Origin of the sequence: Leuconostoc sp. UCMA20149 (assembly GCF_030400235.1) — a bacterium.
GTDB classification, from domain to species: domain Bacteria; phylum Bacillota; class Bacilli; order Lactobacillales; family Lactobacillaceae; genus Leuconostoc; species Leuconostoc pseudomesenteroides.
On record NZ_VJYC01000026.1, the window covers coordinates 1 to 13,678 of the forward strand.

10 protein-coding genes and 1 pseudogene are annotated in these 13,678 nt (G+C 33.9%); 7 read left to right on the top strand and 4 right to left on the bottom strand.

The features are described from left to right. Positions 1 to 493 precede the first annotated feature (493 nt). The 4 genes from FF105_RS11140 to FF105_RS11155 all read left to right on the top strand — a co-directional run bounded on the left by FF105_RS11140 (position 494) and on the right by FF105_RS11155 (position 4,412). Positions 494 to 1,666: an ArgE/DapE family deacylase gene (locus FF105_RS11140; RefSeq protein WP_290046883.1), complete on the top strand. Its 1,173-nt coding sequence runs from the start codon at positions 494 to 496 to the stop codon at positions 1,664 to 1,666. A gap of 23 nt (positions 1,667 to 1,689) precedes the next feature. Then, complete coding sequence (locus FF105_RS11145) at positions 1,690 to 2,280, top strand: site-specific integrase (protein WP_290046884.1); 591 nt, start codon at positions 1,690 to 1,692, stop codon at positions 2,278 to 2,280. 71 nt (positions 2,281 to 2,351) lie between these two features. Further along, positions 2,352 to 3,008, top strand: coding sequence for an NAD(P)-dependent oxidoreductase (locus tag FF105_RS11150; protein ID WP_290046885.1), 657 nt, complete (start codon positions 2,352 to 2,354; stop codon positions 3,006 to 3,008). A 1,191-nt stretch (positions 3,009 to 4,199) separates the two neighbouring features. After that, a complete protein-coding gene (locus FF105_RS11155) occupies positions 4,200 to 4,412 on the top strand; it encodes a hypothetical protein (RefSeq protein ID WP_290046887.1) in 213 nt (70 codons plus the stop codon). A gap of 296 nt (positions 4,413 to 4,708) precedes the next feature. On the opposite strand, the gene FF105_RS11160 is transcribed toward FF105_RS11155, so the two are convergent. Together FF105_RS11160 and FF105_RS11165 are read right to left on the bottom strand one after the other, a co-directional pair. Then, positions 4,709 to 4,990, bottom strand: a complete 282-nt coding sequence (locus FF105_RS11160; RefSeq protein ID WP_290046889.1) for a BRCT domain-containing protein — start codon at positions 4,988 to 4,990, stop codon at positions 4,709 to 4,711. 726 nt (positions 4,991 to 5,716) lie between these two features. Next, positions 5,717 to 6,796, bottom strand: a complete 1,080-nt coding sequence (locus FF105_RS11165) for an ATP-binding protein (RefSeq protein WP_290046890.1) — start codon at positions 6,794 to 6,796, stop codon at positions 5,717 to 5,719. Between the two features lie 1,247 nt (positions 6,797 to 8,043). On the opposite strand from FF105_RS11165, the gene FF105_RS11170 reads away from it, so the two are divergent. The 3 genes from FF105_RS11170 (at position 8,044) to FF105_RS11180 (ending at position 12,001) form a co-directional block, all read left to right on the top strand. Continuing rightward, complete coding sequence (locus FF105_RS11170; RefSeq protein ID WP_290046891.1) at positions 8,044 to 8,877, top strand: ParA family protein; 834 nt, start codon at positions 8,044 to 8,046, stop codon at positions 8,875 to 8,877. A gap of 2 nt (positions 8,878 to 8,879) precedes the next feature. Next, on the top strand, positions 8,880 to 9,257 hold the full coding sequence (locus tag FF105_RS11175) for a Replication-associated protein RepC (RefSeq protein WP_290046892.1): 378 nt from the start codon (positions 8,880 to 8,882) through the stop codon (positions 9,255 to 9,257). A gap of 392 nt (positions 9,258 to 9,649) precedes the next feature. Next, the gene (locus tag FF105_RS11180; RefSeq protein WP_290046893.1) at positions 9,650 to 12,001 is read left to right on the top strand and encodes a mucin-binding protein; all 2,352 of its coding nucleotides are present in this window, start codon (positions 9,650 to 9,652) and stop codon (positions 11,999 to 12,001) included. Positions 12,002 to 12,332: 331 nt separating this feature from the next. Here the strand turns inward: FF105_RS11180 and FF105_RS11185 are convergent, their stop codons facing one another. Both FF105_RS11185 and FF105_RS11190 read right to left on the bottom strand, forming a co-directional pair. Then, a complete protein-coding gene (locus tag FF105_RS11185; protein ID WP_290046894.1) occupies positions 12,333 to 13,295 on the bottom strand; it encodes a Gfo/Idh/MocA family protein in 963 nt (320 codons plus the stop codon). Between the two features lie 201 nt (positions 13,296 to 13,496). After that, positions 13,497 to 13,678, bottom strand: a pseudogene (locus tag FF105_RS11190) (NADP-dependent phosphogluconate dehydrogenase); the annotation flags it as partial.

Below are 13,678 nucleotides of genomic sequence, written 5' to 3' on the forward strand. Positions count from 1 at the left end.
TACGAATTGACTTCGCAAATTTGTTTTTGTTACCTAAGTAACAGCCACAGATTCGTTTGTTCAAAGTTTTGTTCAGTTTTCAATGTGCTACTTATTGCCCCTTGAGACAACTATATTATCTTATCACATCACCAAATTTTGTAAAGACTTTTTTCATAATGACACCTCCCTTAATTTTTAAAAATTAAGGAAGGTGTATTTAAGCAATTTTGATCAACTTAGCTAATAAAGATGGTAAGTTGACCAGCGGTGGAACAGCTAATGAAGGAGATAATTCTGCACGGTTTACTTACGGAGGGTCATCTTCAAAACCAAGCATGACAACGCTAAAATACAATTTAGGATTTATCTTCAAATCTATTGGTTGCTCAAAAAAGGGTCTCTTTTAAAAATAATCCCTTACAAAACAGCCCCTATTATCTACCGATTAGATAATAGGGGCTATTTTCTTGTAAAGTGATATAATAGGACTTAAAATTAGGAGGTTTTAAACATGAACAGTGTCGAACGTATTTCTATACTAGAAAAATCTATCTCTATAAAAACAGACGGCCAAAATGAACAAGAACTAGCTGAATATTTTAAACAAATTCTGAAGTATCACAACATTGAATCAACAGAAATACCATTTGCCAAAGGAAGATCTAACCTGATATTTTCGATAGGAGAGGGTGATCGTATACTAGGTCTAACTGGACATATGGATACAGTGAATGTCGGGCCATTGTCAGATTGGCAAAGCGATCCGTTTGTACTGACCGAGATGGAAGAAAAATTATTTGGACGTGGTACCTCGGATATGAAAGGAGGATTGGTTGCTTTAATCATTGCCTTAATCGAACTTAAGGATGAGAAGGTAGATTTAGGTGGAAAAATTAGAATTCTAGCCACGGGTGGTGAAGAAAAGGGCCAATTAGGATCTGCTAGCTTATTAGGTCATCACCTAATATCAGATATCGAAGCACTAATTGTTGCTGAACCGTCTCGACTGTCTAATCCCAAATTGGGTGAAAGTACTCAATTCGCAATCTTTGCACAAAATGGTGTGTTAGACTATGAAGTTATCTCTAAAGGAAAATCGGCCCATAGTTCGATGCCAGAGCTTGGTATAAATGCAATTGATAATCTACAGGAGTACATGAATCAACAAAAAAAATATTTTGGTAACATGGCTCAAATAGATGATAGTGTGCTGGGTAAAATTATTCCTGTAAACTCTATTATTTCCGGTGGTGAACAAATTAATTCAGTCCCTGCGTATGCGAAATTAACAACAAAAGTCAGAACAACCACTAGTGTTAATGCAGAGCAAATAATTAATGACTTAGAAGATATTATTATTGCATTGAATAAGGTTGCAGATATGAATTTAGAACTCAATGTTCTACGACAATTAGATCCTGTAGTGACCAGTAAAGACTCTTCAATCATTAAATTGGTGTCGCTATATGGACCAGAGTTCTTTAAACAGCAAATCACTTTGAGAACTGTAGCTGGTACAACTGATGCCGCAACATTTATCTCTGAAAATAGTCGAATGGATATTGCCCAAATTGGTCCAGGAAACGATTCAAGCCATATGGCTAATGAATATATCTTTAAGCAGGATTTTCTAGATTACATTGATTTTATAAAAAAAATCATAATCTCGTACTTAAACGATTAATTAGTTAAGGATATTTAACGTATATGGTGCAACAAATCGTACTACCAATCAAAAACTCAAATGTTTTAAAAATGGTACAAGACACTTTACTAGATAGTTTTCGGGCTGGTCGCCGGAACTACACCATCTTTCAAGTTGGCAAAGCCACATTACTACGTGTGAGTGACGTGATGACCTTAAAAAAATCAGATGTCTACAATACAGATGGATCTATTAAAAATACAGCGTTTATTCATGATAAAAAGACCGGTAAAGCGAATACATTATATTTAAAACCCGTTAAACAAGATTTGATTCACTATCATGATTGGCTGGTCCAAGAAAATATCAATTCTGACTGGTTATTTCCCTCAACAGCACATGCAGATCGTCATATCACCGAGAAACAGTTTTATAAAGTGATGGCACGCGTTGGTGATCTTTTGGGAATCAACTATCTAGGAACGCATACCATGCGTAAAACTGGCGCTTATCGCGTGTATACACAATCAAATTACAATATTGGTTTAGTGATGCACTTATTGAATCACTCAAGTGAGGCCATGACGCTCACTTATCTTGGTTTAGATCAAGCTAGTCGGGAAACAATTTTAGATCAAATTGACTTTGGTTAAGGATTATAACTTGTAAATAGTAAGTAAATTGACTATGATTAAGATACTCAATATACAAGGATAGGATAGTAATGATGAAATTATTGATTATTGGCGCTACTGGAATGACAGGACAATCATTAGTCGCTGAAGCCGTTTCAAATGGATTATCGGTTGTTGCAAATGGGCGCAATCTAGATAAGCTCAATACTTTAAACAACGAATTTAAAGATATTACCATTTTGAACAAAGATGCGTTTGAAATCACATCAAGCGATTTAGAAGACGTTGATGTAATTATTGATGCGTTTGCAACCGCACCTGAAAAAGCTTACTTACAAATTGATCTTGCTGCACATTTAATTGCTTTACTACGTAATAGCAGCAAGCGTGTTGGCTTCATCCTAGGGGCAGGCAGTCTATACACTGATGAATCAAATACAAAACTTACCTATGATCTAATTGCCACAGATGATAGCACAAAACCGTGGCGTGCTATTCCTGAAAATCAATTATACGAACTTGAATTCCTGCGCCGGGTTAAAAATGTTAATTGGTTTGGTGTATCACCTGGCAGTAACTTTATTGCTGGTTCAAAATCAGAAAATATTTTAGTTGGTGATGATGTACTATTAGTGAATAATCAAAATGTATCAGAGACTACGTCTGGCACAATGGCATTTAAGGTCATTGAAGAAGTTAAAAATAACCAATACAATCAAAAGCGATTTACTGTAGCCAATGGTTAATGTGTCTAAGCTATTAAATTCAATATCTTACTTTATTAATTCTATCAAATAATAATTTTTGATTGTAATTATCTATGTTTATTTTGATAACTACATAATGCAGCTTATGAAACGTTAACAGCACCCCTATTAAGAATATTAGGTTGAGGCGCTTTTTATGTGATTTAATTTTGTGAATTCTACTGAAACAAATTGGTCTAGTTCTCACAATTCCGTCAGCAGGCCTTTTGGACTTTGTGAAACTTGACTCCATTAAATTTAAGCTTTTCTTCGAAAAAAGCCTGCCTAATTGGTGATTTATTACCACAAAAACACATATATTAAATAAACTAGCAACAGAGAAAAACCAGACAAGGGAGTTTGTCTGGTTTAAGAGAGAATATGAAATTAATTTGGAAGAGTATGGTCGTGTACTTGACCATACTTATACTATATTCTTAATAGATTAAATCAAAATCAAACTGTGTCAATGAGTGATTGATATCATCCCAAGTCATGCCAACAATTTTTTCAATATGAGCGTGACACGATAAAAATTATGAACACCAATAATCAAATGACTCAGGGCAACCTTTTTGATCGTTATTTTATTTTTTAATCTCCTTCAGTCACAGAAACAAGTTCGAAAAATTGGTTAGATCGTAACTGAAATTTTTTCATCACTTAGACTATTTTTGATCATTGCTGATGTAATTTTTGTTTTATTTGAGATTACGCTTCGATTTTAGAAATCAGAAAGACCACTGACCATTGCACATTTTGTCAAATTTTTGATTTTTGCTATGGTAACCGCGTTACATTTCAAAATCAGTCAACTCAAGCTCTTACAGACAAAAAGATTACTTAAGCGAAAAAATTATTTACAAAAAGTTTATCGCAATGTTTCACCCACAGAAATACCGACATCAGTCAATGAATAATTACAATTGATTAATCACATGTTGCAAGATTTAAACATTGATACTGCTATTCATCAAAAACAACCGAAAGTGATTAGTCTTCGTCAACCAGAGGTCATTTCGTCTAAATTTAATCGCAGTGAAATTTAGCGTTTTGCGTTACAATTTTTTTGTTGAAAATATTGCTCTAAACGCAGCTAATGCCACACTAGAATATGGTGATCTAAAACAAAAAGTGAACGATTTAGCGCTTAAACGAGAGAACGTTAATTTGAAAGCATAATGAGCTAATATGGAACATCTACTAGGATTTTTAAACACACTACAATATCGTCAACTTGAATATATTCCGGAAGTTGTTAATTTACAAAGTGGTTTTGTCAAATATAGCCTTAATCCCATTAATGAGACCCAGTTTCAACAATTTGATGTCCCTATTGAAATGAGTCCAAACACTTATTTAGGTAAAGCCTACGCAGAATATAAAAAAATTCGTGGTCGTTAAAAACTCGCCATTAAAAAAAAACATCAAAAAGGTAATTTCTATCCGGACTGATGTCAACTATTTCAATCAGAATAACCCAGTATTATTATTTTCAAAAATAGATTTTTGAACAAATCCATCTAAATCCCTTTAGAATCCGTTTTAAGGCATCATAACTTTTCATAGTTTATTGACAAAATATTAAAAATAACCTCAAATCGTTAACCAGAAACCATTAATCACTAAAGTGCTTAAAAAACAGCCTTTCTGTTCAAAAGTAAAAACGACAAGCTGCTGTTAATGTAAATCACACGTGATTAAAAATAATTTTTCTGTTGTAAGCGCCAAATACACCACTTTAAAAATTCGCTTTCATTCAAAATTTCAACGCTGTGCGTCTCAGCATACTTAATTTTTTTGGTGGTTAATATTTTGAACATGGACTGCTCTATTTGACCAGCAATCACATACTTTATTTTTTGATTCATGTTAGTTTGAGGAAACGCCCCTAACATCGCTGCCAATTGTTGGGCTTGTAGTCGTGTCAAACTGTTAAGTTTACCAGTAAAGATAATCGGTTGTTGCAATAAATCTTTCATGCCAACACTTCCTCACTAAAAATGACTATAAACACTGATTCCTGATTATAAAAAAATGCAATTTAAAGTCTGAATAGATTATGCCAAATCACGTGGAGGACAGACTTGTCCGTTTTAAAAGGTAGCCTAATCGTCCTGGTTTATTGTATCGAATATAGGCTAAGACGCTTTTTATGTCACCACAATATATAACTATTTACTAACTGAGAGGCTTAAAAGGAATCTATATCTTAGCGAAAAAACGATTTTAATAACAGATCCCGAACATTGCAACAATATACAACTAAAAATTCACAATATTAGTGTAGATAAAACAGTAATAAAGAAATTCATAGTCATAAAAAGTGGCTACTTATATTCATTATAATAGTTGATCTATGCCGATTTAAATGATTTTTTTATTATATTGTCTCATTTTTGAAAACATATTATAGGACATGCTAGGTAATTTTGCACATTGATACAAAATTCCTGTATCCCTTAACCCCCATACGAACTTGGGGGTTTGACTAGTTGTCTTTCGGTTAATTTACCCCCCCTATTAGTAATTTGGGGGCTACGCGATTTTTCTCATCTTTAGCACGTTAACCTTGCGATTAAGCGCTTTGACCCACCAACAGGCCACGACCTGTCGGTCTTTGTCCTTGGTCACAGCAGAGCTGTGCCCTGGTGGGTCATGCGATAAAAATAATTGGTTTAATTATAACATACTCCCCCATATTTAAATCAAATTTCGGTATAATAGGCTTCCAAAAATTCTTTAAAATAAGGCTGCTTATATTTAAGTAGCCCACGACCAGCAACAGTTAGAATTTCGGCATTTATTAAACGTAAACGATAAGTAGAAATGCTATTTTCATTCATACCGGTCAGCTCTCTTAATTTAGAATAAACAATCACATTCCCATCCATGGCAGCTAACGAGGCTTTAATGACACGTTGATCATTTTGAGATAGATCAGTCATCATTGGTTCATACACTGCTTTAAAGAGTCCTCGTTTAGAGACTTCCAACGCACTATCAATATCGTTCTTAGTATATGCTGTTTTGTTCATTAACCAAACATTGAAGCCAATTAATTGGAACATAAAAGCATAGTTAGCTGCCCCTTCAGCCATTTCATTAATTAAATTAAAAGGGACTCGATCGCCAAACACTTGTGCATAGTTGGTTAAAATATCTTGCTCATTCAAGGCGGCAAGCTTAATTTGATTAGCACGCTTAAAAAATGTGAGCACATCATCATTTAACATGTCATTAATTGCACTAGGTAACCCAGCCAAAATTGTTGCGACAGGCAGTTTTTGCATTTTCCATTGTTGATAAGCAGCCACATAGTCACGTAAAGCTTCAGAATGTTTTTGAACCTCATCAATGGCAATTACAACCGTGACACCTTGTGTCTGAGCAAACGTTAACATATCTTCAATATCATATCTAAATGAAGCTGATTTTGTAGGTATTTCAAAACCAAAATCAAATATAGCTGGTAACTTAACGCCAAGTGTTTTAAGTTTAGGTAATCGCGGTAACTTTCTTTGCATACCAGCGACAATCTCAGGTAATAATTCACTTGTCCCTGCGTTAACAGAAATAACAACAACATCATCACGTGTTGAAGATTTCCCAATAATATCCGAAATAACGGTTGTTTTTCCTGAACCACGAATCCCAGTAACAATCGTTTCGCGCCATTTATCCGTTAAATTATCTAATCCTGATAAAAATTTATCACTGATCCAACTATTAGTCACATAATACGTTGGTACAGCACCAAATGCGGGATTATATGGATTATTAACCATCTCAACCAAACCTTTCAAAATACTTAAATCAATAAAATTTACTATAATTTACTATCTATAAATATATTTTACTATTGTTTACTATTATTGACAAACAAACAATAAACTCTCACATCAATTAAACACATACCCTAAATAAATCCATTTCTGCCACCAAACACAGAAACCGCGCGACAGCCAACCGCCACCACAACAGTTAAGCTCGCCCGTGGTTATTATTATGATTGTGGCATTTTTATTGTCTTTAAATATAAATCAATAGAGAAAACTAAAAGAAATTGTTGACACAAGCAAGTCACAAATGCTTGATTGAGAGTGAGGGAAGTTTTGAGCCGAAGATAGTTTTTCCCTTGTTTTTAGGAAGAAAAAAACTTTAATCCAACAAACACTTGACCGATCGTTCAGTCGTCCGTCACCTTATCCATACAAGCTTTGGTTTTACCCACTTGCTTTAATCAATTACTTAGTCATTGAACCAATAAAAAAACGCCCTTATTGGCGCTGTATTACTATATTTATTCTCTTTGTCGCGATACAGCTTAATTACAAGCTCTGTGTCCTTAAACACCGTTTTACCTGCCGAGCCGTTAATGGTCGCTCTCACCCTACTACACGCCCAGTATGGCTTGTTTGTGTAGCACCCAAATATTTTTGTACAGTAGTGTCTGGGAAAATGGCACTTGTCTATTTTTTCGTACACCTGATACAGCAATTTGGATCTACCGAGTTGCAAGAAAAACAACTACCCCCTACCTGTCATATCAACCATACCCCTTAAAGTGTTTGGCTTCACTCTTTTTGAAATCACCCACATTTACAACACAAAGGTTATGTTGTATAATAGAACTACACTGATCAAACAAATAAGATGTATGTAGCTATCAAGAATTGGAGTTCTTGGTGGCTTTTCTTTATGCAAAAATTTATTTTTGGTAATTAAAAATAATCTTTAAATCTATACCGTTGATATTAAATGTTTTGAAATTTATTGTCAACAGCCACTTTTTAATTTGTAGTAATTTTTTGTCTAATTTTTGTAGTAAGATAGTATTATAGTGAAATAGTAATATAGTACAATAGTATAATACTGTTAAATAAAACTTTAAATATTGATTAATAGGCGTTTACTACCTTTATTTTATGTAGTAAAATAGTATTATAGTAAAATAGTATTATAGTAAAATAGTCAGATAGTATAATAGTAATGTTTTTAAAAATGACTTAATTTATTGAGGAGATAAATATTTATGACTACAAAAATGTTATTTGGAAACTTTAAAGGTGGAGTTGGTAAGACTACCAATTCAGTAATGGTAGCATACGAATTAGCAAAAAAAGGATATAAGACTTTAGTATGTGACCTAGATCCACAAGCAAATTCGACACAATTATTACGTAGAACATACGGACTTCAAAACGGTATAGAATTACCAATTGAAAAAACAATGATGGTTGCTCTTCAAGAAAATACTATAAAAAATTCGTTAGTTGAAATAATGGACAATTTATATCTTTTACCTTCACACAAAGATTTCGTTAATTATCCTGAGTTTCTAGAACTTAAATTCTTACCAAACGAACCAGATTATAAAAAGAAAAGAATTAGTTTTTTTCAAGATCAACTTTCTAAAATTGAAGATGGTTTCGACTACATTATATTTGATGTACCACCAACATTATCAATTTATACTGACACAGCTCTATATTCATCTGATTATGTCATCATTGTTTTACAGACACAACAACGTTCTTTAGACGGAGCAGAAGCATTCTGGGAATATCTACAAACTTTCTACAACACATACAAAGATGTTGATTTTGACATTGCCGGTATTCTACCAGTATTACTAAAAAACAATGTTGGATTAGATAACCAAATCATAGATGACGCAAAGACAATATTTGGTGAAGAAACACTTTTTAATGTCATCATAAAACATATGGAAAGATTAAAGCGATATGATCGTCAAGGGATCTCCGAACAACAGATGACAGCGCAAAATGATTTTCATGATATTAAAGTTCACCGTATTTATTCTGATTTAACAGATGAAATTATAGAAAGGACACACCAAAATTAATTATGGCAAAACTAGAATTCAATAAGGATCTCAACCGTAAAAAAGCTTTTAAAAAGGTAGAAGAAACACACATATCAGAACCTAAAAAAACTTTTTCAACTACTGCAACTCTTGATAATACGCCAAAGCCTTATAATACAACACCAAACCCTAAAATCGGTAGACCAAGAAAAAACAAAACATACAGCACTATTCGCATACAACGCCACACCGTCAATAGAATTAACGCATTACAGAATACTTTAAATTTTGATACCCAAGATGATCTAATCATCAATATGTTGGATAAGTTAGAAACAGTGCTAGATTCTGAACAAAAAACAATGCTTGATATGTACATGAAAACATACACAGCTAAAGAAAAAAGACAACATTCATAACTGGTATAGATTGTGAAAAACGCTTAACACAGACTTTGTGAACTGTCGGAACAGGGCAGTGGGATCAAAATTCACAAGGGGTACTTCACAACGGGCGAGAACAGTTGATATAACGGCTAATTTGGGTAAGACGTGTTATGTTAACTTGAATTGGTCTAAAGTCTTAACGTTCAATCAATTAATTAAAATTATTTGGATGGCGATTATCAAGTAATTACGGTTACAATGTTCGATATACTTTAATCACATTATTTGATTAGATTTAATCTTGTTTTACTAATGGTTTACTTTATTTCCGATATATCGGAAACATAGGACATCTTGTAAATAAGTGATACAATACATTTATATGTAAGTACTATGTCAATTATTCTTAATTTAGGAGAAAAATTATGAAAATAAAATCGTTTGTCTACTTGGCAGGATCTGTTTTATTACTTTCGGGAGGAACATATGTAGCCGAAAATGTTGGTTTGTTAGAGCCAATTAAGGTATTTGCTGCTAGCTCAAGGACCGTCACTGTTGAACCTACTAACTTTTTGAATTACTTTCAAAGAAATGGATCGGCTGCCAATTTCACATATAATACCTCTACCTACACTCAAACTTTAACACCAAATCAAGGGTCTCAGGCTGGAAATGTAACTTTGAAAAACAAGATTGATATGTCTCAAGATTTTAGTTTCTCCGGTCTCTTAAATCTTGGCGATAAAAGTAAATCTCAAGGTGGTGCGGATGGTATCGGTATTCTATTCCACCCCGGTGACACAGATGTGGTTGGATCTACCGGTGGCGCTGCGGGTATTGGTGGTGTTCCCGGTGCATTTGGTTTCAAATTGGACACATATTATAATGGATGGAGTAGTAATGATTTTACAGCAGATCCATCACAATATTCTAACGGTCAATCCTATGGAGCTTTTGTAAATGGTTTGACTGGTCAGGCACAAACTATCAGTGAGGGATCCCAAGCCATTCCTCAGCCAACAAACAATAATTTTGTTCCATTCACTATGAATTATAATGGTAGTACAAAAGTTATGACTGTCACCTATGGTAATCAGACATGGTCATACAATGTTGCCGATTTAGTTGGAACTAATAAGGCGATGTCATTTTCGATATCTGCTTCTACTGGCTCATTTATGAATTTACAGCAGTTAAGAAATGTTGAGTTCACCTATACTGTAGCACAAGGAACAGTTACTGCTAAATATGTTGACGAATCTGGTAATATTATTTCTGATTCATCAACAACTAATGGTGATTTGGGTACTGACTACAATACAACTCAAAAAGATATTCCAGGATATTCTTTCAAAGAAGTTACTGGTTCTCCTGTGTCAGGGCAATATACTGCTAATGATCAGGCGGTAACTTATGTTTACACTCGTAATCAAGGAAATGCCGATGTGAAGTATATCGATGATACTGACAATCAAGTTCTTTCAACAAAGAATTTATCGGGAAATACCGGTGACAAAGCAGATTATAGTACTGCTGAAACCATTCAAAATTATGAAAATCAAGGTTATGAACTTGTAAAAGATAATTATCCAAAAGACGGTGTCACATATACTGATGATACCCAACACTATGAAGTTCATTTGTCACACAAAATAACTGAAACAACGGAGAGTAAGACAGTTAATGAAACCGTTCATTATGTTTATCAGGATGGGACAAAGGCATCTGATAATTATAAAGCCACGCCAGTAACATTTACAAGAACAGTCTCAACTGATGCCGTCACTGGTGAAAAGACTTATGGTGAATGGTCTGCTGATCAAACATTTGATGTAGTTAACAGTCCAAAGATTAAAGGCTATACACCAAATAAAGAACAGATTGATAAGCAGACAGTTAAGGGGGACTCAAATGACTTAGAGTTTACCGTTACTTATACAAAGAATGATCCAACCGTTACAACGGAGAGTAAGACGGTTAATGAAACCGTTCATTATGTTTATCAAGATGGGACAAAGGCATCTGATGATTATAAAGCCACGCCAGTAACATTTACAAGAACAGTCTCAACTGATGCCGTCACTGGTGAAAAGACTTATGGTGAATGGTCTGCTGATCAAACATTTGATGTAGTTAACAGTCCAAAGATTAAAGGCTATACACCAAATAAAGAACAGATTGATAAGCAGACAGTTAAGGGGGACTCAAATGACTTAGAGTTTACCGTTACTTATACAAAGAATGATCCAACCGTTACAACGGAGAGTAAGACGGTTAATGAAACCGTTCATTATGTTTATCAAGATGGGACAAAGGCATTTGATGATTATAAAGCCACGCCAGTAACATTTACAAGAACAGTCTCAACTGATGCCGTCACTGGTGAAAAGACTTATGGTGAATGGTCTGCTGATCAAACATTTGATGTAGTTAACAGTCCAAAGATTAAAGGCTATACACCAGATAAAGAACAAATTGATAAGCAGACAGTTAAGGGGGACTCAAATGATTTAGAGTTTACCGTTACTTATACAAAGAATGACGTTCCTTTAAATCCTGTTGAACCAACGACTCCTGACAGTCAAACACCACAAAGTCCAACAGTCAATGTGACTTTTAATAAAGCAGGCCAAACTCCTGCCTTAAATAAAGAAACAGTTGGCAATTTGCCACATACTGGAACACAAGTTGATGTTACAAAAAGCTTGAGTTTAAGTGCTCTAATCCTTGGATTAACTACTAGTTTCTTGCTATTCTTGAATCGTAAGTTTAAATAGTGACATGATTGATTAATAGGTTGAGTGAATTACATTGAGCCAACATAATTCGCATTAATAAAAGTGAAAAAGCAGATCTTATTTTTATATAAGGTCTGCTTTTTCCTTAGATTATTAATGCGAAAAACTTTTGAAAATGTTGCACATTTTTACTTAATTATCGAAAAAATAAAAACCTTATTATGAATAAATCGTTGTAATCATAATAAGGTTTTTATATAAATTCTACTTTTATATTCAAAAATTGTACAATAAATAACTAGTTTTCTCCCTTATTTTACAAAATAGAGAATTTTATATAACATTCCGTCTTAAGTCTAAACTATTATCATTATTTTTGTTGGATCCAAGAATGTTTTATGTCTTCAAAAATACTGAAAACATTTTCCGTAATATCTGTATATTCTTTACTAATTTCCCTGTTAGTTAACATTTTTTCGAAGTCTTCAATTTCGTAAAATAGCGCATCTTCCGTTTTGCCATCGGTAATTGTTTCAATTTCACCAGTTTTGTCATGATACCAAATAGCTTTTTGAGCTCGAGGATACTCTGAAATTCTAATATAGCCTTTTGTTCCCGAAATCGTCAATTCTTTAGGTTGTTTAGCTTGTAAACTAATTGAAACAGTTGCCGTTTCTCCCAATCGATTATGAATAATAGTCACTGATTGTTCATCTACACCGGTAGGCGAATAATCAACAAAAGATTGAACATTATCTGGTTGATCGGACATGAAATAACGTGCGCCTGAGACACCATAAACACCCATATCGAGTAGAGCACCACCACCTAAATCAGGATTGAAAAATCGATTTTTAGGATCGTAAGGTTTTACACTTCCCAGTGTTACATTGATATGTTTAATATTACCCAACACTCTATTATCAATCATTGATTTTATTTTTTTAAGTAATGGCATATGAACCAGCGTCATCGCTTCTAACAAGACAACATTGTATTTTTCTGCAAGTTGTTCAAGGCAATCTAAATTTTGTTTGTTCAGCACGATTGCCTTTTCCATTAACACATGTTTGCCATGTTCTATTGCTTGGCGAGCAATATCAAAATGTGTATTATGAGGCGTAGCAATATACACTGTATCCACATTATCATCAGAAAACACATCTAATAAATTAGTAAATTCATTATTAATACCGTACTTATTAGCAAATTTTGCTGTTTTGTCAATATTTCTACTAAACACGCCATAAATTTTATGATTATTTTTTTGGAGAGCCGTCGCCATCTCATTTGCTATAACGCCTGTTCCAATAATTACCCAATTAACATTCATACCTTTGTCCTTTCATTAATCTAATATCCTAATGTTAATACGCTGAAATCTAGCTACATTAAAAATTTTCTTTATTTTAACCCAGTATCAATTTTTGGTTTATGTGATATTTTGGCCTTACTGTCTTAATGATTTAGAGACCATCTAATTTTTAATAATACAAATTTTTGTAATATGTTAGGAAACCGTAAATTTATCTCGTTAAGCTTCATCATACCAAGAATAGTGGAACATTTCGCCGGCTGGCTTATCCACACGTTCATAAGTATGAGCGCCGAAGTAATCCCGTTGTGCTTGAATCAAGTTTGCTGGCAAAACAGCTGATCGGTAGGAATCGTAATAGGCGACTGCAGCAGACAACGACGGTGTTGGAACACCGGCTG